Origin of the sequence: Streptomyces sp. R35 (assembly GCF_041053035.1) — a bacterium.
Classification (GTDB): Bacteria; Actinomycetota; Actinomycetes; order Streptomycetales; family Streptomycetaceae; genus Streptomyces; species Streptomyces lutosisoli.
The window spans coordinates 745,395-764,387 of record NZ_CP163440.1; the positions used below are offsets into that span (position 1 = coordinate 745,395).

The window sequence follows — 18,993 nt, forward strand, 5'->3', positions numbered from 1 at the left end:
CTGTCTATATCGATAGCGGTACACCACTCCCCCTCTGGAGGTAACCCGTGTCGACCGTGCTCGACGGCGTCCACCCGGACGCCACCCCACCGGCCGTGGCCAAGGCCGCCGACCTGCTGGTGGAGGCCGCCCGTACCGGGGCCGCCTGTCACCCGGTACGGAACCTGTTCGACGACGGCGGCGATCTGGAGACCGCGTACGCCGTGCAGCAGCTGAACGTCCGGCGCGGCCTGGACGCCGGGCGCCGGATCGTCGGCCGCAAGATCGGCCTGACCTCCGTGGCCGTGCAGCGGCAACTCGGCGTGGACCGGCCCGACTTCGGTGCCCTGTTCGCCGACATGGCCGTGCCCGACGGCGGCGAGGTGGCGGCCGGGCGGCTGCTCCAGCCCAAGGTGGAGGCCGAGGTCGCGCTCGTGCTGGGCAGGGATCTGCCGGACCGCGCGTGCACGGTCGTCGATGTGCTGCGGGCGGTCGACTTCGCGCTGCCCGCTCTGGAGATCGTCGACAGCCGGGTGCGGGGGTGGGACATCTCCCTCGTCGACACGGTCGCCGACAACGCCTCCTGCGGTCTGTACGTCCTGGGCGCCACGCCCGTACCGCTCACCGCGGTCGACCTCCGTGCCGTGACGATGACCATGGCCCGCAACGGGGTGACCGCCTCCGAGGGCACCGGCGCCGACTGTCTCGGCAGCCCCCTCACCGCGGCGGCCTGGCTGGCCTCGGCCCTCGCGGAGCGCGGCGACCCGCTGCGCGCGGGTGACCTCGTGCTGACCGGGGCCCTGGGCCCGATGGCTCCCGCCGCCCCGGGTGACTACTTCGAGGCCCACATCTCCGAACTGGGCTCCGTACGCGTCGGATTCGCCGCAGCAGGCACGGCAGAAGGAGACCACCAGTGAGCAGCAGGACCAAAGTCGCCGTCATCGGGTCGGGCAACATCGGCACCGACCTCATGATCAAGGTGCTGCGGCTGTCGGAGAGCCTGGAGATCGCCGTGATGGCGGGGATCGACCCGGACTCCGACGGCCTGGCCCGGGCGCGCTGTCTGAAGGTGTCCACCACCCATGAAGGGGTGGAAGGTCTCGTGCGGCTGGACGAGTTCGCCGATGTGGAGATCGTCTTCGACGCCACCTCGGCCGGCGCCCACCGCCATCACGAGGAGGTGCTTCGTCCGCTGGGCCGCACCCTCGTCGACCTCACCCCGGCGGCCATCGGCCCCTACGCGGTCCCCCCGGTCAACGGCGACGCCCACCTCGGCGCCCCGAACGTCAACATGGTCACCTGCGGCGGCCAGGCCACGATCCCGATCGTCGCCGCGGTCAACGCCGTCACCCCGGTCCACTACGGGGAGATCGTCGCGTCCATCGCCTCCCGCTCCGCGGGCCCCGGCACCCGGGCGAACATCGACGAGTTCACCGAGACCACCTCCTCCGCGATCGAGCAGGTGGGCGGCGCCGCCCGCGGCAAGGCGATCATCGTCCTCAACCCGGCCGAACCCCCGCTGATCATGCGGGACACCGTGCACTGCCTGGTGTCCGACTGCACGACCGAGGCCGTCACGGCGTCCATCGAGGAGATGGTCGGCCGCGTCCAGGCGTACGTGCCCGGCTACCGGCTCAAGCAGAAGGTGCAGTTCGACCGCGTGAAGGCGGACGACCCCTTGCGCACCCTCGCCCCCGGTGCGGGCGAAGCCCTGAAGGTGTCCGTCTTCCTGGAGGTCGAGGGCGCCGCCCACTACCTCCCGGCCTACGCCGGAAACCTCGACATCATGACTTCGGCCGCGCTGCGCACCGCGGAACGCATGGCCGCCCACCGCTCCACCGAGGGGGCCGCACGATGACCACGACGGAGACCAACGGGACGCAGACGGCCGCCGGGCCCACCCGCCTGTATGTCCAGGACGTCACCCTGCGGGACGGTATGCACGCCGTCCGGCACCGCTACACCGTCGACCAGGCCCGCGCGATCGCCGCCGCCCTGGACGCCGCCGGCGTGGCCGCCATCGAGATCGCCCATGGTGACGGTCTGGCCGGCTCCAGCATCAACTACGGTGTCGGCGCCCACACCGACTGGGAGTGGATCGAGGCCGTCACCGACGTCACACAGCACGCCGTACCCACCACGCTGCTGCTCCCCGGCATCGGCACCCTGCACGACCTCAAGCAGGCCCACGCGCTCGGCATTCGCTCGGTCCGCGTCGCCACCCACTGCACCGAGGCCGACATCTCCGCCCAGCACATCGCCGCCGCCCGCGAGCTGGGCATGGACGTCGCCGGGTTCCTGATGATGTCCCACATGGCCGAACCGGCCGAACTGGCCCGCCAGGCCCAGCTGATGGAGTCGTACGGCGCCACGTGCGTCTACGTCACCGACTCCGGCGGCCGCCTCACCATGGACGGCGTCCGCGACCGCTTCCGCGCCTACCGCGACGTACTCGACCCCGCCACCGAACTCGGCATCCACGCCCACCACAACCTCGCCCTCGGCGTCGCCAACACCGTGGTCGCCGTGGAGAGCGGCGCGATACGCGTCGACGCCTCCCTCGCGGGGCAGGGCGCGGGGGCGGGCAACTGTCCGCTGGAGGCGTTCATCGCGGTGGCCGACCTGATGGGGTGGAAGCACGCGTGCGACCTGTTCCCGCTCATGGACGCCGCCGACGATCTCGTACGACCGCTGCAGGACCGTGAGGTCCGGGTGGACCGCGAGACCCTCAGCCTCGGCTACGCGGGCGTGTACTCCAGCTTCCTGCGCCATGCCGAGACGGCGGCCGCCCGGTACGGCCTCGACACCCGCAGCATCCTGGTGGAGGTCGGCCGACGCGGCATGGTCGGCGGCCAGGAGGACATGATCACCGACATCGCGCTGGACCTGGTGGCCCGCGCGGAGAGCGGGTCCTGAACCCGGACGACAAAGCGGTGAGCCCCGGCCGACGGCCGGGGCTCACCGCTTTGTCGGGGCTCCCGTGGTCGAAACGTAGCCGCTGTCGCCTGCGCGGCCCCTTTTGACAGAGAGAACGGGCGGGCCAACAGAGAGAACGGGCGGGCCGGACCGGTGGGAAGCCGCTCCGGCCCGCCCCGTCCGTCAGTCGTCGGGGATGCCGGCGCCGCTGAGGGCGGGGACGGTGTTCTCCGAGCGGGCCAGGGAACGGACGCCCAGCCGGAACTGGCCGAGTTTGTCGACGATCGTCTGGCCCACCGGGGTGTGACCCCAGATGCTGATGCCCTGGTGGGTGCTGGGCTGCCAGGTGGTCTCGTCGACGACGAGGGGATTCCAGCCCACCTCCCACTCGAAGCCCGAGGGTGTGCGGGCGTAGTAGGAGAGTTCCTTGTCGTTGGTGTGCTGGCCGACGGACAGGGCCATGTCGAAGCCGAGTTCGTGCACGCGCTGGTAGCTCTGGGCGACGTCGTCGAGACTGGCGGCCTGGATGTTGAGGTGCTGGACGCGGGTGCGGACCGGATCGACGGGCAGACCCCGGACCGCAGCGATGGCGATGGAGTGGTGGCGTTCGTTGACGCGCAGGAAGCGGATCTTGAGCTTGACGCCGCTGATCGTCTCGTCGATGTAGTCGGTCAGCCGGGCATCGAAAACGGTGTTGAAGTAGCCGCGCAGCTGCGTCGGCTTGGCCGAGGTGATGGCGACGTGGCCCATGCCGGAGTCGCCGGTGACCCAGCCGGAGGCGAGCATCCGCAGCGGCTGCGCCGACGTCACCGGAGTCGTGTAGATCTCCTGGGTGATGCCCTTGGGTCCGGGAAAGCGCAGGAGACGCTCGACGCCGCGCAGGGCGGCCTCCTCGTCGCTGCCGTGCACGACCGGGACGCCATGGGCGCGGACGCGGGCCTCGATCCGCTCGAAACTGACATGGTCGTCGATGTGCCAGCCGGTGGCCACGACGTCCTCGGCGGAGCCACGCCGGATCAGGAAGCGGCACTCCTGGTCGTCGAGGCGGAAACGCATGAGGTCGCGGGAAAGGGCGTCATGGTGCATGCCGATCGCGTCGGTGCCGAAGCGGCGCCAGTCGGCGAGGCGGTTGGACTCGATGACGATGTAGCCGAGGTGGACGGCACCGAAGACGGACGGAGCGGGGTTCACGGCGGTCATCGACGGCCCGCCAGGAAGTCGGCGCACAGCCGGTTGAAGAGCTGGGCACGTTCGAACTGCACCCAGTGGCCGGTGTTGGCCACCATGTACAGGTCGCAGTTGGGCATGCGGTCGGCCAGCATGGGCCCACCGCTCGGCCGGTTGACCTTGTCCGCGGCGCCCCACAGCACGAGGGTGGGCACAGGCAGCCGGGAGAGGCGCTTGTCGCGGGTGAAGTCCATCTTCAGGACGGTGCGCAGCGCGTTCGGGCCGGACGGGCGGCGCAGCGGCGGGTCGGCGACGACTTCGGGGTCGATGCTGTCCTGGTAGCGCGCGTCGATGACCGAGTCGGGCACATCGGCGGCGTTGAAGACGAGGTAGTCGCGGATGAACTTCTCCAGCTTCGGCCGCGAGGGACCGTCACCGGAGTAGAAGTTGAGCAGGTTGCTGAGACCCGGGGTGGGCAGGGCGCGGGTGGTGCCGATGCCGCCGGGGCCCATCAGCACCATGCGGTCCACCCGGTCGGGGGTGTCCAGGGCAAGACGCAGGGCGCAGGCGCCGCCGTAGGAGTTGCCGACGAAGTGGGCTTTGTCCAGGCCGAGTTGGTCGAGCACGCCGCGGATGCCGTCGGCGAGGCAGCCGAACGGGTCGGCACCGTCGACGCCCTTGGTGCTGCGTCCGTAGCCGGGCAGGTCGGGCACGATGACCCGGTACTCCTTGGCCAGCGCCGCGATGTTGCGGGAGTAGTTGGCGACGCCGGAGGCGCCGGGGCCGCCGCCGTGCAGCAGCAGGACGGGGGGACCGTCCCCCGTCTCGGCGACGAAGATCTTCTTGCCCGCGATGTCGAGCAGGGACTCCCGCATCGACGGCAGTTCGTTGTGGGTGGTCATGGTGGTCCTCACGGGGTCGTCGAGACGGTGTTGCGCAGCACGGGGGCGAATCCGGCCGGGGGCGGCGGCAGTTGGGCGCCGGCAGCCGCGGCGGCGTAGACGTAGGCGTCCGGGCGCAGGGCGAGGGTGGTCACCCGGTGCTCGGCCATCCACGCGAGCAGCACACCGTCGCTGTCGACGACGGTGCCCTCGGCCGGCCGGGTTCCGGCGGGTGTCACGGTGAGCGAGGGGACGTCCAGGCGCTCCCACGCCGGCTGGGGTGCGGGCAGTCCGCCGTGCAGGAGCAGCCACCGGCCGCCGAGCGCGTCGTCCAGTCGTACGCGTTCTCCGTCCGGGCCGGTCACCCAGGGCTGCGGTATCTGGCGCCCGGACGCCTTCGTGCGCGGGCGGGCCTGGAAGCCCGCGGAATAGTGGGCCACGGGGATCCACTGGGAGTCCTGGAGCCAGTTGCCGAAGCCTGGTACGCGGCCCAGGGCGCGCAGCCCGGAGTTGCGAACGCGCGTGACCGCCGAGCGTCGTTCGGTGATGATCCGTCCGACGAAGACCGCCCGCTTGGTGATCTCCGTGACGTGCGGCTTGCGTTCGGCCTCGTAGCTGTCCAGCACCGTCTCGGGCAGCTCGCCGCGCAACACGGCGTCGAGCTTCCAGCACAGGTTCGCCACGTCACGTACGCCGGCGGCCATGCCCTGGCCGATCCACGGCGGCATCGCATGGGCGGCGTCCCCGGCGAGGAAGACCCGGCCCATCCGGAACCGGGACGCGAAGCGGACGTGGTGGCTGTAGACGGTGGCCCGCAGGATCTTGATGCTGTCCCGGCTGATTCCGTACCGGGAGACCATCCGGTACACGGCCTCGTCGGTGGTCAGGTACGCCTCGTCGTCGCCCGGCAGGATCGGGAACTCCCAGCGGTGGTGCCCGAGCGGGGTCGGACAGTCCACCGCCGGGCGGGCCGGATCGCAGCGGAACCGCAGGCGGTCGTGGTCCGGCCACGGCTTGAGCATCTTGGTGTCGATGACCACCCAGCGGTCCTCGTACGTCTTGCCCTCATAGCCGATGTTCAGCTGCGCGCGGGTGAGGCTGGACCCGCCGTCGGCCGCGATCACGTACGACGCGCGCACCCGGTGGACGGAGTCGTCGGCGGTCCCGAGCACTGTCAGCTCCACGCCCGCCCCGTCTGCGGACTGCCGCAGCCGCAGGCACTCGTGCCGCAGCAGGATCTCCACGTTCGGGTGCCGGTCCACCCCGTCGCGCAGGACCTGTTCCAGGGCCGGCTGGTAGATGAACATCTGCGGCGGATGCCCGTGGCCGCGCGGGGTGGGGCAGGCGCTGAGGAAAGTGCGGCCATCGGCGTCGACGAAGTCGAGCGGCCGCTCGGCCAGCATGTCGCGCTTCAGCCGGTCGGCCAGACCGATGCGCTGCCAGATCCGCACGACCTCCTCGTCCGTGGAGATCGCCCGGGCGCGGGCGAATATCTCGGCGTCGCGTTCGAGCACGACGACCCGCAGTCCCATCGCCCCCAGCAGGTTCGCCGCGGTCACCCCCGTGGGCCCGTAGCCGATCACCGCCACGTCATAGGCACTGTCTTCGGCTCTGCCCTTGGCGCTGATTTCACTCACCAGGCCACCTCACTGTCGTCCCTGTTGCTACGGCTCTTGTTGTAGCGTTTACTCCAATTGGAATAGCCGCTACGGTAAGCTGGGTGCTGGAGACGGTCAAGAGCCGGCACGACAGGAAGGGCGACTTCATGACCAAGCCAGTGACGGCGCGCAAGAAGCGTGCGAACGGGGTGGAATCGCGGCAGCGCATCCTCGACGCCACCGTCGAGATCGCGGGCGAGCGCGGATACGAGGGCACGTCCATCGCGGCCGTCAGCGCCAAGTGCGGACTGCCCGCCAGCTCGATCTACTGGCACTTCAAGGACAAGGACGACCTGATCGCCGCGGTCATCGAGCGCAGCTTCGAGACCTGGCTGACGGCCGTCGAGCTGCCGGGCGAAGAGACCGGTACGCCACAGCAGCGGATCGCCACCATGGCGGCGAACGTGGCGAAGTCCCTGATCGACGCTCCCGACTTCCTGCGCCTCGGCCTCATGCTCGCCCTGGAGCGACGACCGGTGGAGCCCCGGGGCCGGACGGTGTTCCTCCAGGTCCGCGACATCGCCGCCCAGAAAATCGCCAACGTGGTCCGCACCCTGATCCCGGGCCTGGACGACGACGCCGTGCGCACCCTCACCACCTACGCCGTCGCCGGCGCCGACGGCCTGTTCGTACAGCGGGAGATCGCCGGCGACGCCGTCGACCTGGTGGCGATGTTCCAGCTGCACGCACGGCTGGTCTACGAGGCGGCGGTCGGGATGGCGGCAAGGAGCGAGGAATGACCCTGACGGCCGAACAGCGCGCGGAGGCCGCACGACTGCTGCGCCATGCCGAGCATCGCGCGGCACCGATCGACCCTCTGTCGACTCTGCTGCCCGGCCTGGACCTGGCCGACGCCTACGCCGTCCAGCAGGACAACATCGCCCGGCGGCTGGCCGACGGGGCATCCGTCGTCGGACACAAGGTCGGCCTGACCGCGGCCGCGATGCAGCAGCTCCTCGGCGTCGACGAGCCCGACTTCGGCCATCTGACGGACGACATGGTCCACCGCGACGGCGCGACGGTCCTCGCGTCGCGCTACTGCCGACCGCGCGTCGAACCGGAGATCTGCTTCCGCCTCGCCGAGCCCCTGCACGGCCCCGGCATCACCGTCGATGACGTCCTCGACGCGACGGAGTCGGTCGCACCCGCGCTGGAGATCGTGGACAGCCGGATCCGCGACTGGCGGATCACCCTGCTCGACACGGTCGCCGACAACGCCAGCTCCGCCGGACTGGTCTGCGGCGCCTGGACACCCCTGGCCGACGTGCCCGACCTCGCCACCGTCGCCGTAGACCTGCTCGTCGACGGCGAGCGCGTCGCCTCGGGCAGCGGACGCGAGGTGCTCGGCCATCCGGCTGCCACCGTCGCCTGGCTCGCCAACACCCTTGCCGCCTTCGGTACCGCCCTGGAGCCCGGACAACTGGTGCTGCCCGGCGCCATGACCACTGCCCCCTTCGTCAGCGCCGGCCAGAAGATCGAGGCCCGCTTCGGCGCTCTCGGCCCGGTGTCGGTGACCTTCGTCTGATGCGTCCGATCCACCTGACTCACCCGAGGAGTCCTCGCGTGTCTCCTGCTCCCGCCCCGTCGCCGGTCGCCGTCATGGGCGCCCGCGCTGCCAGCATGCCGAGCCGCAGGACCGGGCCGGCGAACCTCGCTCGGTCGGGCAAGCCCACGGAGGACCGCGGCGCCATCCGTGTCGACGGCTGCGACCTGTTCGCCCTGCGGGCCCCTGCCGACCATCTCCTACGACCACTGCGGCATCGCCTCGTCCAGGTGAACCGCGAGACCCACGACCACGCCGACGTCCACTCCGCCACCGTGCACCATGCCGAGGCCACCTCGGCCCGCCAGGCCGTCGACGACCGGAGCCTGCTCGTCGTGGTCGGCCTGCGCGGCGAGGTCGGCGGTCAGGAAGACGTGATCACCGACGTGGCCCTCGACCTGCTCATCGCCCAGGAGGCTGCCGCATGACCGCCACTGCAGGACGCATCGACGTCCACCACCACCTCATCCCGCCTTTCTACCGCGACCTGCTCGCCAAGGCGGGCATCGCCGAGGCCGGTGGCCGCGCCCTGCCCGACTGGAGCCCCGAAGCAGCCCTGGAGCTGATGGACCTCCTGGGCACCGCCACGGCCATCGTGTCCGTCTCGACGCCCGGCACCGGCTTCCTCACCGACCCGGGCGAGGCCACGGACCTGGCCCGCCGGCTCAACGACTTCTCCGCATCCCTCGCCGCCGAACACCCGGGCCGTTTCGGATACTTCGCCACCCTGCCCATGCCCGATGCCGCCGCCTCCGCGATCGAGGCCGAGCGGGTCCTGGACAGCCTGGGAGCCGACGGAGTCACTCTGCTGGCCAACAACCAGGGAACCTACCTGGGCGCGAGCGGCCAGGACGCACTGTGGCAGGCCCTCAACGAACGGGGCGCCGTCGTGTTCGTCCACCCCGACGAGCTGCCCGCACCGGCCGTCGAGAACATCCCGCCGTTCGCCGCCGACTTCCTCCTCGACACCACCCGGGCCGCCTACCTACTCGTCCGCAACGGCATCGTCCGGCGCTACCCGGACATCCGGTTCATCCTCAGCCACGCAGGCGGCTTCGTGCCCTACGCCTCCCATCGCATGGCCGTCGCCATCGCATCCGACACCGGACGCAGCCCCCTCGACATCCTCGACGACCTGCGCGGCTTCTACTACGACACCGCCCTGTCCTCCAGCCCCGCCGCCCTGCCCACGCTGCTCGCCTTCGCCCGCCCCGGGCACGTCCTCTTCGGCAGCGACTGGCCGTTCGCCCCCACCGCGGCCGGCCAGTACTTCGCCAACGGACTGGACACCGGCGTCGACACCGGCACCCTGACGGCCGTCAACCGCACCAATGCCGCAGCGCTCTTCCCTCGCCTGGCCACCTCCCCCGCACCCACTCCTGCCCGCCCGGCCCCGATACGCCTGCGCCAGGCCGCCCAACGGGCCGCCGCCCGCCTCTTCTTCAAGCTCGTCCAACCCGGCACTGATTGAGGCACCCCTCATGATCGCCGCGGCGCGCACCGTCTTCACAGCGGCACTGCGGTCGAGCCGGGCGTCGTGCGCGAGGTGCACCTCGGCCGGACCCAAACGACTCCGCCCCGGCGTGAAGCGCCGGGGCAGAGGAAAACCGTGGAGCATGACCTCTCGCGGACTCAGTCGTCCGCAGCGGACTCCACGACGATCGTCGACGCGACGTCGTCGACCACGACACACGCCCGCCTTTCCAACACTCCGGCCGCGACAAGCGTGGCGACGGCCGTATGGGTCCCGTCGTCCTCCAGCGCACCGGAGTTGACCTCCTCCAGCAGCGCGACCGTCATCGCTTCCAGCCCGGCACTCAGCACGCCGGGGGGCAGATGGGTGTGGAAAACACCGTCCCGCTGCCCCCGCTCCAGGATGGCCGCGGCCTCGTCACGAGCAGGAGCCAGGATTTCGGTCACGCGGTCCACGCCCAGGTCCCGCCTGGCCATGGCCAGGAGAAACCGGTAGCGGTCCCCCACCGTCCACATCGAGAACACGAAGTGCGCGAGCGCCCGCTCCGCCGACTCATCCGGCTTCGCACCGGCTGCGAGCGCGTCCCGAAGGGCCTCGGAGGCTTCGTCGGCAAGGGCTTCCAACAGCGCCTGGCGTCCCGGGAAATGCCCGAAAAGGGTGCGCCGCACCACACCGGAGGCCCGCGCGATCTCCTCCAGGGTGACGTCCGGGTTCCGTCCGAGCTCCTGGCGGGCCGTGGCCAGGATCCGCGCCCGGTTGGACCGCGCATTGCGTCGCTGTGGAACGCGGCCCACGGGCTTGGTCATGGAAAACCTCGGTGCATTGCGGAGAACGACGGGGCGGGATGAACAACCACCCATTCTGACACGGAGATCCTCCGCACCATTCGGGCCCGGCACCAGGGCAGGAACCACACCGTGCGGGGGTACTTGCAGGGGGCCACACATTCCTTGACGTACACCCGCAGGTCCTCGACGGTCACCTGGGCGTCCGGGGTCAGGACGACGGCCGCCTCCACGACGTCCGGGTGCTCGTAGAGGCGCGGCGCAGGAACCGCTTGGCGCCGGGCCGTGTTCAGGCCCAGCAGGACTACACCCGTTCGAGCGCCGGGAATCCGGCGGACTCGTTCAGCGCCGCCCAGACCGTCTTGCCGTGCCGGGCGTGACGCGTGCCCCAGCGCTCGGCGAGTTGGGCTACCAGGTGCAGACCGCGCCCGCCCTCGTCGTAGACACGGGCGCGGCGCTGGTGCGGAGTGGTACCGCTGGCGTCGGAGACCTCGCAGAGGAGCGCGCGGTCGTGGATGAGGCGCAGCCGGATGGGGGGCGTGCCGTAGCGGATGGCGTTGGTGACCAGTTCACTGACCACCAGTTCGGTGGTGAATTCGAGGTCTTCCAGCCCCCAGGTGCTCAGCTGCTGGGAGGCTCTCGACCGGGCCCCGGCGACTGCGGCAGGGTCGGCCTCCAGGTCCCAGCTGGCGACCTGGAGGCTCCCGAGAGCATGAGTGCGGGCCAGGAGCAGGGCGACGTCGTCGTCCGGGCGAGCCGGCAGCAGGGTTTCGAGCACGGTGTCGCAGGTGGCCTCCAGGGAGGGAGCGGGCCGGGCGAGGACCTGGCGCAGCAGGGTGAGGCCGGCCTCGATGTCGTGGTCGCGGGCCGCGAGCAGGCCATCGGTGTAGAGGGCGAGGAGGCTGCCTTCGGGCAAGTCGACCTCGGCCGCTTCGAACGGCAGGCCACCCAGGCCGAGCGGCGGGCCCGGCGGAAGGTCGAGGATGTCGACGGTGCCGTCCGGGGTCACCACGACAGGCGGCACGTGGCCCGCGCGGGCGAGGGTGCAGCGACTGCTGACGGGGTTGTAGACCGCGTACAGGCAGGTGGCGCCGATGTCCCCGCCGGCTTCGGCGTCCGGGACAGTGGAGGCTTCTGCGTCCGGGACGGTGGAGGCTTCTGCGGACACGCGGAGGACGACGTCGTCCAGGTGCGTGAGGAGTTCGTCGGGCGGCAGGTCGATGTCGGCCAGGGTGCGTACCGCGGTCCGCAGGCGACCCATGGTGGCGGCCGCGTGGATGCCGTGGCCGACCACGTCGCCCACCACGAGGGCGACTCGGGATCCGGACAGCGGGATGACGTCGTACCAGTCGCCGCCCACGCCGACCTGGGCGCCGGCAGGCCGATAGCGGCAGGCGACCTCCACGGCGGACTGCTGTGGTGTACGCGACGGGAGCAGGCTGCGCTGGAGGCTGAGGGCGGTGGCGCGGGCGTGCGTGTAGCGGCGGGCGTTGTCGACGGCGACGGCTGCCCTGGCGGCGATCTCCTGGGCGAGCAGCAGGTCCTCGCCGTCGTAGAGGCCGGGATTGCGGTGGCGGGAGAACTGCGCGACGCCCAGGGTGGTGCCGCGGGCGCGCAGGGGGACGACCAGCGTCGAGTGGGCCTGGTGGGCGTCGACGCCGTGGCTGGGTCCCCCGTTCGCCGCCGATCGGTCGGGAGGCCCGTCGAAGTGGTGACGTGAGGGCTGTCCGGTGGTCAGGGCGCGGTCCGGCGGCGATCCGTCCGGGTAGGTGTGAAGCTGCTGCTGCGTGATCATCGCCTCCGGGCAGCCCTCGGTCACCGACCGCTGGGCGACCCGGCGAAGTACCAACGGTTTCTCCGCCGGGATGTCCTGTCCGTGAAGAGCGGAGTCGAGCAGGTCGACGGTGGCGAGGTCGGCGAAGTGCTCGGTGGCGAGGTCCGCCAGTTCCTGGGTCGTACGGGTGATGTCCAGGGTGGTGCCGATGCGCATGCCGGCCTCGTTCACCACCGACAACCGCCACCGCAGCCGACGGTCCCGCTCTTCCTGGAACGTCACGACGCCCTGCTCGGAGGTCCGGTCCACGTATCCGGTCGTCGTCGCGATCAGTTTGCGTGCCGCCGCGTTGATCAGCTCGGGGTCGCTGGTCAGCCGGGGCAACTCTTCGAGCAGCCTGTCGAGAGCGACGCCCTGTGCGAGCCGGCGAGCCCGCAGCATCGCGCTGACGGGTATCCCGTGCCGGGCCAGCCGACGGACGCGTTCGACGTCGGCTACGGGCGGTTCGATCCGGCCGGACTCGACACCGTGCTCGATGCCGGCCAACGCGCCGACGATGTGCTCGGCGATGTTCTCCAACGTCATGCGGGCGATACCCGGGTCTTCCCACAGCACCGGGACTTCACCCCGCAGGCAGCGCTCCACGTCGGCGATCAGCCCGTCCGCGCTGACGCCGAGCTCATGCGCGGCACGGCGCACAAGGCTGTCCGCGGTGACGTCCACAAGGACGACGTTACGCCGAACAGGCGAGTACGCATCGCCTGGAGACGGGCGACGCCCGGGCGTCCCGGCGGCAGTGCCCCCCGTCCGCCGGTCGACGCCCGCGACGTCGACGGACGCCCGCTGTCCGGCCTCGACGAGACGAGGCCGGGCAGGATTCCCCGGGGGCCGGGCCGCATCACCCGACGGAGTCGGCGTACTCCTCGCCCTGGTCGGCGTCGGCCGCCACCGGCTCCTCCTGGCGGTGCTTGCCTGCGGCCTTGCGGCCGGGCAGGACCGCCAGGACGATCATGGTTCCGGCGGCCATGATGATGCCGCCGATGAGGCTGGTGTGGGCGATGGCGTGGGCGAAGGACTCATGGACCGCCTCGACCAGGGCCTGGGCCTGCTGGGGTCCGCCGCCCGGGGTCTTCGCAACCTGTTCGGCGACCGCGAGGCCACCGCCCACCGAGTCCTTGGCCGTGTCCATCGCGGCGGCCGGGAGGTGACCGCCGACCAGGTCGGTCAGCTTGTCCTTGTAGGACGTGGCGAGAAGCGAGCCGAGGATGGCGATGCCCAGGGAGGCGCCGAGTTCCAGCGCGGTGTCGTTGGCACCGCCGCCGACGCCCAGCTCCGACTCGGGGAAGGAGCCCATGATGGTGTCGGTGGCCGGGGACAGGCTCAGACCTATCGCGAAGCCGAGCATCAGCAAAGGCGTCAGGAAGTCGGTGTACGTCGAGCCCGACTCGATCTGCGTCAGCAGGAAGACGCCCGCCGTGCCGATCACCATGCCGGTTCCCACCACCGGCTTCACGCCCAGCTTGGGCGCCACTCGCCCGGTCACCACGGCGCCGACGAAGACGGCTCCGGCCAGCGGCAGCAGTCGTATGCCGGTGTCCAGCGCGTTGTAGCCGAGGACGAACTGGAGGAACTGGGTGGCGTAGTAGATCGAGCCGAAGGTGCCGAAGAAGAAGAACAGCACCGAGAGCATGGAGCCGCTGAAGGGGCGCTCCCTGAACTTGCGCACGTCCAGCATGGGGTGGGGGTGGCGCAGCTCCCAGGCGACAAAGGCCGGCAGACCGACGGCGGCGACCACGGCGGCGGCGATCGGACCGGTGCCCCAGCCGAAGTGCGGGCCCTCGATGGTCGCGTAGACCAGGCTGCCGACGGTGACGATCGAGAGCAGACCGCCGATGTAGTCGATCCCGCCCATCTTCTCCGCCTTCGACGGCGGCACCAGGAGCAGTGCGCCGACGACGCCGAGGATCGCGAGGGGGACGTTCATCAGGAAGGTCGAGCCCCAGGCGTGGTTCTCCAGCAGCCAGCCGGCTGCCAGGGGGCCGGCGGCGATGGCGAGGCCGGAGGTGGCGCTCCAGGCCGTGATGGCCTTGGCGCGTTCCGCCCTCGGGAAGATCGCGACGAGCAGGGACAGGGTGGCCGGCATGACCACGGCGGCGCCGACGCCCATGATCGCGCGGGCGGTGATGACGAGGTCGGTCTGGTCGACCAGTCCGCCCATCACCGAGCCGCCCGCGAAGATCAGCAGGCCCAGGACCAGCGCGCCGCGGCGGCTGTACTTGTCGCCGATCGAGCCCAGGACAAGCATCAGCGCGGCGTACGGGACGGTGTAGCCGTCGATGACCCACTGCAGGTCGCTGCTGGACAGGCCCAGGTCGGTGGTCATGTCGGGGGCGGCCACGATCAGCGAGGTGTTCGCCATGACCACGATCAGCAAACTCAGGCACAGCACCAGCAGGGCCCACCAGCGCCGTGGATAGGGCCCGGTCATCTTCTCGGCGGGTGTGGTGACAAAGAGCGGCATCAAAGCTCCTCAGGGCGAAGCGGCAGGTAGGGGGATTCGCGGATCGGCAAGAGCAGTGCGGGCTTGGCCACGGCATTGCGAGTAGTTATTTGCCCAACGATGTGCAGACTAGTTTGTTGCCCATTGATGTGCAAATATCGAGCCGACCGCCCACCGTCGACCGGAGCCACGACATGACCAGCCCCCGCGTGACGGGCAGCGCACGCCGCCAGTCACAGCTCACCCGGGCCCGCATCCTCGAAGCGGCGAGGGAGCAACTCGGCCGCGATCCCGACAGCAGCCTCAGCGACATCGCCGAGGCGGCCGGCGTGGTGCGTCGTACCGTTTATGACCATTTCGCCGGGCGGTCCGCACTGGTGGAGGGGATCGTCGCGGACGCGGCGGAGTCGCTGCGGCGCGCACTGGCGACCGTGACGGCACCCGGCCCCGACGCCGTCACCGCCATGGCGCGCTTCGTCCTGGCCCTGTGGCCCGTGGGCGACCGCTATCGCACGCTGCTGAGACTCACGCCTCAGGACCTGCGGGCGGAACGCGTGAACGAAATCCTCGCCCCCGCCCGTGACATGGCAACGGCGATCATCGAGCAGGGGCAGCGGCAGGGCGTGTTCCACACCAGCATCCCGCCCGGGCCGCTCAGCCGGGCACTCGAAGGGCTGATGCTGGCGCTCCTGGAGTGCGTGAACGCCGGGACCTACGGCGACGACGGCACGCGTACCGCGACGGCCGCCCTGATCGCGGTCGGCGCGGACCGCGATCTCGCCGTCGCCCGGGCCCCTCGGCTCGTCCGTCCCCAGCGTGTCGGCGCGTAGACCCCCCGTCGAAGTCCAACTCCGGTGGGTCATGCCCGCGACCGGAGATCACTGCCCGAACTTCCCGAACTTCCCGAGAGGAAAGCCATGTACCAGTCCCAGTACGACAAGGAGCCCGTGGGCGAGCCGTATTACCCCGTGGGTGAGCCGTATGACGCTGACGCCGCCTCGTTCGTGAGTTCACCGACCGCGAGGAGGCGGCGCTGGATCGTCGCGGTCGCGGCCGTCGCAGCGTTGCTGGTCGGCGCCGTCGTCGTCGACCGTGTTGCCGCAGCCCACGCGGAGAGCCGTACGGCCACGGCGTTCCAGGAGGGTATGGGGACCTCGGAGCGGCCTTCGGTGCACGTCAGCGGCTTTCCCGTACTGACGCAGCTGGCGAGTGGCAGCCTGCGGCACGTCGACATCACGGCCCACGACATACCCGCCCGCGGAACGACCCGACCGCTACCGGTGACGAAGCTGACGGTCGGCCTCGACGGACTCAAGACCTCGGGGAGCGCCGACGAAGCCCATGCGAGCAGCGTCGCGGCGACCGCCTTCCTGTCGTACGAGGACGTGTCCGACGCGCTCGGCCTGGACGTCTCGCAGGGCACCGAGCCGGGCCGGGTCGACGCGACGGTCAGCCTGCCGCTCGTGGGCGACGTGACGGTGAGTGCGGCCGTCTCGGCGGCCTCGGGCAACCGCATCGCCTTCACGGACGTCCGCATCACTCAGGGCGAGCTGATTCCTCCCGCGAAGGCTCTGCTCAACAAGGGCCTGAAAGACCCCATCGCCCTGCAGAACATCCCGGAGGGGCTGCACCTGCGGTCCGTCACCACCACGGCGAGCGGGATCAGCGCCCGCTTCACCGGCAAGTCGGTTACCTTCCGGCCGAGTGCGACATCCGCGTGATCTCTCCGGCCTGTCTCGTACGCGATCAGCCGTCGGAGGTCACGGCTCGCATCTCCGACGCCACACCCTCGACGATCGCGGTCGCTTCCTTTTCCGCCACGCCCGCCGCGACCAGCGTGGCGACGGCGGCTCGCGTGCCGTCGTCCTCCCACGCCCCCGTGTTGACGCTCTCCAGCAGGGAGAGGGTCAGGGCTTCGAGGGCGACACTGAGCACAGTTGCCGGCAGGCGGTCGTGGAACACACCCGCACGCTGACCTCGCTCAAGGATGGCGGTGGCCTCGTTGCGGGCGGGGGTGAGGATCTCGGAGACCCGTTCCGTACCCAGGTCCTGGCGGGCGAGCGCGAGGAGCAGCCGGTAACGGTCGCCGACGGGCCAGATCGACAGGACGAACCGCGCCAGGGCGCGCCGGGGTGCCTCCTCGGCGTCGGGTGTTCGGGCCGCGCTGCCGCGCAGGGCCTCGGACGCCTCCTCGGCGAGAGCGTCCAACAGGGCCGCGCGTCCCGGGAAATGCCCGAAGAGCGTCCGGCGGACCACACCGGCGGCCCGAGCGATCTCCTCCAGGGTCACGTCGGGGTTCCGGCCGAGTTCCTGACGGGCCGTGGCGAGGATGCGGGCCCGGTTGGAGCGCGAGTTGCTGCGCATCGGTTCGCGGATCACGGGCTTGGACACGGCGCTCTGCCCCTCAGTCAGTCAAGGTCGGCAGCGGGCGCCGGGCGACGTCGCGGGCCTCCTCCGGCGGGACGCCCAGCATACGCAGCAACATCTCTGCCAGGTTCGAGGCCGCCTCGTCGCCGTCGAGATCCGGGCGGGTGAATCGCAGCTCCACCAGCGCCAGCAAAGAGCCGCCCAGGGCGGTCAGCGCGACGGTCGGGTCGGCGATCGTGAACCGGCCGGAGGCGATGCCGACCTCCAGATCGCGCAGGGCGCGCGGGGCCAGGCCCGAGCCGGAGTGAATGTGGCCGAGACCGCGGTGGCGCAGGACCTGCATCAGTTCGGGTTGGGAGTCGGCCAGGCGGGCGCCGAGGCGGAAGCCCGCCGCGACGAGTTCCGCCGGGTCGTCGATGCCCTCAAGGTGCTCGTCGAAGGTCTGGCCGAGCTCTTCTAGGGCGTCCGCCACCGCCGCGTCGAACAGTTCCGTCTTCGACTCGAAGTGGTTGTAGAAGGAACCGAACCCCACATCCGCGCGCTCCGCGATCGCCTGGATGCTCGCGCCGGTGTCCCCCGTCTCGGCGAGTATCTGCCGGGCCGCTCGGACGAGAGCCTGGCGGGTCTCGGCGCGGCGCCGTTCGAAGCGGTTGCGGGGCGGGGCTGACGTCGGCATACGCGCGAGTCTAGCAACGAGGCCTCCAACACCACAGTTCTGATGAATCGATCAGTACACCTCTGACGAGTTCGTCGTCTTTCCAGAGAGCAGCCATTGACGATCGATGAGTCAAAGCTGATGATTTCCTCATTACAGCAATGTTGCTTGGAGGACACCATGTCCGAAACTCGCGTCAACGCAGCCGGCGTCACAGACGTCAGAACGGCCCACCAGGACCTCCACAGCGAACAGGGCGCCCTGCACGGCGAACACCCCGGGCGCTCCGAACTCACCGTCGGGCCCCGACGGCTGTACGGCTCGACGGCTGGATGGGGCTGCCGACGCAACACAAGGAGATCCGACAGCGGCGAGGGCGCCATCGCCGTCCGGCTCGTGCACGAACACCGCACCCAGCAAGGCAACTTGGTCCGTACGTCAGCAAAGAACGCGCCGGTACCGCACCTTCCCCGGCGCGAGGGTGCCTAGCATGGCCGGATGCCTAGACTCCAGCGCCTGCGTCTCGACCACGCCCCGGTTCTCCTTGAGTTCGAGCGGGAGAATCGGGACTACTTCGCGGCGTCGATTCCCGACCGCGGCGACGCGTACTTCGCCCACTTCGACGCCCGGCTTGATGAGCTGCTGGCCGAGCAAGCAGCCGGGCTGTGCCGCTTCCATGTCGTGGTGGACGACAGCGGGGCGGTGCTGGGGCGGGTCAACTTGGTCGATGTGGCGGACGGTTCGGCCGAGCTCGGATACCGGATCGCCGAGCGGGCCGCGGGGCGGGGAGTCGCCACGGCCGCCGTGCGCGAGGTGTTCGCCCTGGCTGTCTCGGAGTACGGCCTGAGGACGCTGCGGGCCGTCACGACCGTCGACAACGCCGGTTCGCGAGCCGTCCTGGCCCGTACGGGATTCCGGCCCGTCGGTGACATCCGTCTGAGCGGTCGCCCAGGCATCCGCTTCGTCCGGGAGCTGCGGGACATCGGCGAGGCGGCGTCGGAAGGTGCGTCGGCCGTCAGGGGATCGGTTCGACGGAGGGGTTGATCGGCGACTGGTAGGCGCCACTGGCCAGCATGCGCACCTCCCCCGCCGGGCTGATCTCGGCGCGGAGGATGCCGGTGGGATCGCAGTACACCGGGTTGCCGCCCGGTCCGAGGGCGTCGGTCCGTTCGACGATCACCTCGTCCGTCACGACGCTGGTGCCCGATCCGGGATGGGTGAAGGTCAGCCGGTACTGGTCCTGGGTCTTCATGACGACCTCCCATGTGCGGGAGACAAATGCGGGCAAATAGAT

At 70.6% G+C, this 18,993-nt stretch carries 20 protein-coding genes; 11 read left to right on the plus strand and 9 right to left on the minus strand.

The features are described 5' to 3' along the window. Nucleotides 1-47: 47 nt before the first annotated feature. Genes AB5J50_RS03745 through dmpG form a run of 3 tightly spaced genes read left to right on the plus strand, consistent with a single transcriptional unit; the run spans nucleotide 48 to nucleotide 2,895 of the window. Nucleotides 48-896 carry a 2-keto-4-pentenoate hydratase gene (locus AB5J50_RS03745; RefSeq protein WP_369254842.1) on the plus strand — a complete coding sequence of 283 codons (849 nt, stop codon included), beginning with the start codon at nucleotides 48-50 and terminating at the stop codon, nucleotides 894-896. After that, nucleotides 893-1,837, plus strand: coding sequence for an acetaldehyde dehydrogenase (acetylating) (locus AB5J50_RS03750; RefSeq protein WP_369254844.1), 945 nt, complete (start codon nucleotides 893-895; stop codon nucleotides 1,835-1,837). The genes AB5J50_RS03745 and AB5J50_RS03750 overlap by 4 nt, the downstream gene beginning before the upstream one ends. Beyond that, on the plus strand, nucleotides 1,834-2,895 hold the full coding sequence (gene dmpG / locus AB5J50_RS03755) for a 4-hydroxy-2-oxovalerate aldolase (protein ID WP_369254846.1): 1,062 nt from the start codon (nucleotides 1,834-1,836) through the stop codon (nucleotides 2,893-2,895). Before AB5J50_RS03750 ends, dmpG begins: the two co-directional genes overlap by 4 nt. A gap of 183 nt (nucleotides 2,896-3,078) precedes the next feature. On the opposite strand, the gene AB5J50_RS03760 is transcribed toward dmpG, so the two are convergent. The 3 genes from AB5J50_RS03760 to AB5J50_RS03770 are packed head-to-tail and all read right to left on the minus strand — an operon-like array spanning nucleotide 3,079 to nucleotide 6,580. Further along, the gene (locus AB5J50_RS03760) at nucleotides 3,079-4,095 is read right to left on the minus strand and encodes a VOC family protein (protein ID WP_369254848.1); all 1,017 of its coding nucleotides are present in this window, start codon (nucleotides 4,093-4,095) and stop codon (nucleotides 3,079-3,081) included. After that, the gene (locus AB5J50_RS03765; protein WP_369254850.1) at nucleotides 4,092-4,964 is read right to left on the minus strand and encodes an alpha/beta fold hydrolase; all 873 of its coding nucleotides are present in this window, start codon (nucleotides 4,962-4,964) and stop codon (nucleotides 4,092-4,094) included. The genes AB5J50_RS03760 and AB5J50_RS03765 overlap by 4 nt, the downstream gene beginning before the upstream one ends. A gap of 8 nt (nucleotides 4,965-4,972) precedes the next feature. Then, complete coding sequence (locus AB5J50_RS03770) at nucleotides 4,973-6,580, minus strand: bifunctional 3-(3-hydroxy-phenyl)propionate/3-hydroxycinnamic acid hydroxylase (RefSeq protein ID WP_369254852.1); 1,608 nt, start codon at nucleotides 6,578-6,580, stop codon at nucleotides 4,973-4,975. 128 nt (nucleotides 6,581-6,708) lie between these two features. On the opposite strand from AB5J50_RS03770, the gene AB5J50_RS03775 reads away from it, so the two are divergent. The 4 genes from AB5J50_RS03775 to AB5J50_RS03790 are packed head-to-tail and all read left to right on the plus strand — an operon-like array spanning nucleotide 6,709 to nucleotide 9,615. After that, complete coding sequence (locus AB5J50_RS03775) at nucleotides 6,709-7,341, plus strand: TetR/AcrR family transcriptional regulator (RefSeq protein ID WP_369265297.1); 633 nt, start codon at nucleotides 6,709-6,711, stop codon at nucleotides 7,339-7,341. Then, nucleotides 7,338-8,126 carry a 2-keto-4-pentenoate hydratase gene (locus AB5J50_RS03780; protein ID WP_369254854.1) on the plus strand — a complete coding sequence of 263 codons (789 nt, stop codon included), beginning with the start codon at nucleotides 7,338-7,340 and terminating at the stop codon, nucleotides 8,124-8,126. Before AB5J50_RS03775 ends, AB5J50_RS03780 begins: the two co-directional genes overlap by 4 nt. Before the next feature lie 38 nt (nucleotides 8,127-8,164). Next, entirely contained in the window at nucleotides 8,165-8,572 is a 408-nt protein-coding gene (locus AB5J50_RS03785) for a hypothetical protein (protein ID WP_369254856.1), read from the plus strand. Continuing rightward, complete coding sequence (locus AB5J50_RS03790; protein WP_369254858.1) at nucleotides 8,569-9,615, plus strand: amidohydrolase family protein; 1,047 nt, start codon at nucleotides 8,569-8,571, stop codon at nucleotides 9,613-9,615. The genes AB5J50_RS03785 and AB5J50_RS03790 overlap by 4 nt, the downstream gene beginning before the upstream one ends. A gap of 161 nt (nucleotides 9,616-9,776) precedes the next feature. Here AB5J50_RS03790 and AB5J50_RS03795 read toward each other — a convergent pair whose 3' ends face one another. The 3 genes from AB5J50_RS03795 to AB5J50_RS03805 form a co-directional block, all read right to left on the minus strand. After that, nucleotides 9,777-10,424 (minus strand): TetR/AcrR family transcriptional regulator, encoded by a 648-nt coding sequence (locus AB5J50_RS03795; protein ID WP_369254860.1) that lies wholly within the window; start codon nucleotides 10,422-10,424, stop codon nucleotides 9,777-9,779. Between the two features lie 283 nt (nucleotides 10,425-10,707). Then, the gene (locus AB5J50_RS03800; RefSeq protein ID WP_369254862.1) at nucleotides 10,708-12,900 is read right to left on the minus strand and encodes a SpoIIE family protein phosphatase; all 2,193 of its coding nucleotides are present in this window, start codon (nucleotides 12,898-12,900) and stop codon (nucleotides 10,708-10,710) included. Between the two features lie 175 nt (nucleotides 12,901-13,075). Beyond that, nucleotides 13,076-14,698 (minus strand): MFS transporter, encoded by a 1,623-nt coding sequence (locus tag AB5J50_RS03805; protein ID WP_369254864.1) that lies wholly within the window; start codon nucleotides 14,696-14,698, stop codon nucleotides 13,076-13,078. Nucleotides 14,699-14,871: 173 nt separating this feature from the next. Between AB5J50_RS03805 and AB5J50_RS03810 the strand changes: the two genes are divergently transcribed. Together AB5J50_RS03810 and AB5J50_RS03815 are read left to right on the plus strand one after the other, a co-directional pair. Then, nucleotides 14,872-15,507 carry a TetR/AcrR family transcriptional regulator gene (locus tag AB5J50_RS03810; RefSeq protein ID WP_369254866.1) on the plus strand — a complete coding sequence of 212 codons (636 nt, stop codon included), beginning with the start codon at nucleotides 14,872-14,874 and terminating at the stop codon, nucleotides 15,505-15,507. An 87-nt stretch (nucleotides 15,508-15,594) separates the two neighbouring features. Continuing rightward, nucleotides 15,595-16,398 carry a DUF2993 domain-containing protein gene (locus tag AB5J50_RS03815; RefSeq protein WP_369254868.1) on the plus strand — a complete coding sequence of 268 codons (804 nt, stop codon included), beginning with the start codon at nucleotides 15,595-15,597 and terminating at the stop codon, nucleotides 16,396-16,398. A 25-nt stretch (nucleotides 16,399-16,423) separates the two neighbouring features. On the opposite strand, the gene AB5J50_RS03820 is transcribed toward AB5J50_RS03815, so the two are convergent. Both AB5J50_RS03820 and AB5J50_RS03825 read right to left on the minus strand, forming a co-directional pair. Further along, nucleotides 16,424-17,068, minus strand: coding sequence for a TetR/AcrR family transcriptional regulator (locus AB5J50_RS03820; RefSeq protein WP_369254870.1), 645 nt, complete (start codon nucleotides 17,066-17,068; stop codon nucleotides 16,424-16,426). Between the two features lie 13 nt (nucleotides 17,069-17,081). After that, nucleotides 17,082-17,720 (minus strand): TetR/AcrR family transcriptional regulator, encoded by a 639-nt coding sequence (locus AB5J50_RS03825; RefSeq protein WP_369254872.1) that lies wholly within the window; start codon nucleotides 17,718-17,720, stop codon nucleotides 17,082-17,084. Nucleotides 17,721-17,879: 159 nt separating this feature from the next. Between AB5J50_RS03825 and AB5J50_RS03830 the strand changes: the two genes are divergently transcribed. Both AB5J50_RS03830 and AB5J50_RS03835 read left to right on the plus strand, forming a co-directional pair. After that, nucleotides 17,880-18,188, plus strand: coding sequence for a hypothetical protein (locus AB5J50_RS03830; RefSeq protein ID WP_369265764.1), 309 nt, complete (start codon nucleotides 17,880-17,882; stop codon nucleotides 18,186-18,188). A gap of 9 nt (nucleotides 18,189-18,197) precedes the next feature. Beyond that, nucleotides 18,198-18,743 carry a GNAT family N-acetyltransferase gene (locus tag AB5J50_RS03835; protein ID WP_369254874.1) on the plus strand — a complete coding sequence of 182 codons (546 nt, stop codon included), beginning with the start codon at nucleotides 18,198-18,200 and terminating at the stop codon, nucleotides 18,741-18,743. On the opposite strand, the gene AB5J50_RS03840 is transcribed toward AB5J50_RS03835, so the two are convergent. Then, nucleotides 18,715-18,951 carry a DUF6296 family protein gene (locus AB5J50_RS03840; RefSeq protein ID WP_369254876.1) on the minus strand — a complete coding sequence of 79 codons (237 nt, stop codon included), beginning with the start codon at nucleotides 18,949-18,951 and terminating at the stop codon, nucleotides 18,715-18,717. The genes AB5J50_RS03835 and AB5J50_RS03840 overlap by 29 nt on opposite strands. Nucleotides 18,952-18,993 lie beyond the last annotated feature (42 nt).

Bases quoted from the DNA above. Each gene is read 5' to 3' on its own strand.
- AB5J50_RS03840 (WP_369254876.1), bottom strand. From the start codon at position 18,951: ATGAAGACCCAGGACCAGTACCGGCTGACCTTCACCCATCCCGGATCG.
- AB5J50_RS03780 (WP_369254854.1), top strand. From the start codon at position 7,338: ATGACCCTGACGGCCGAACAGCGCGCGGAGGCCGCACGACTGCTGCGC.
- AB5J50_RS03775 (WP_369265297.1), top strand. From the start codon at position 6,709: ATGACCAAGCCAGTGACGGCGCGCAAGAAGCGTGCGAACGGGGTGGAA.
- AB5J50_RS03790 (WP_369254858.1), top strand. From the start codon at position 8,569: ATGACCGCCACTGCAGGACGCATCGACGTCCACCACCACCTCATCCCG.
- AB5J50_RS03830 (WP_369265764.1), top strand. From the start codon at position 17,880: ATGTCCGAAACTCGCGTCAACGCAGCCGGCGTCACAGACGTCAGAACG.
- AB5J50_RS03805 (WP_369254864.1), bottom strand. From the start codon at position 14,698: ATGCCGCTCTTTGTCACCACACCCGCCGAGAAGATGACCGGGCCCTAT.
- AB5J50_RS03815 (WP_369254868.1), top strand. From the start codon at position 15,595: ATGTACCAGTCCCAGTACGACAAGGAGCCCGTGGGCGAGCCGTATTAC.
- AB5J50_RS03835 (WP_369254874.1), top strand. From the start codon at position 18,198: ATGCCTAGACTCCAGCGCCTGCGTCTCGACCACGCCCCGGTTCTCCTT.
- dmpG (WP_369254846.1), top strand. From the start codon at position 1,834: ATGACCACGACGGAGACCAACGGGACGCAGACGGCCGCCGGGCCCACC.
- AB5J50_RS03825 (WP_369254872.1), bottom strand. From the start codon at position 17,720: ATGCCGACGTCAGCCCCGCCCCGCAACCGCTTCGAACGGCGCCGCGCC.
- AB5J50_RS03765 (WP_369254850.1), bottom strand. From the start codon at position 4,964: ATGACCACCCACAACGAACTGCCGTCGATGCGGGAGTCCCTGCTCGAC.
- AB5J50_RS03760 (WP_369254848.1), bottom strand. From the start codon at position 4,095: ATGACCGCCGTGAACCCCGCTCCGTCCGTCTTCGGTGCCGTCCACCTC.
- AB5J50_RS03795 (WP_369254860.1), bottom strand. From the start codon at position 10,424: ATGACCAAGCCCGTGGGCCGCGTTCCACAGCGACGCAATGCGCGGTCC.
- AB5J50_RS03810 (WP_369254866.1), top strand. From the start codon at position 14,872: ATGACCAGCCCCCGCGTGACGGGCAGCGCACGCCGCCAGTCACAGCTC.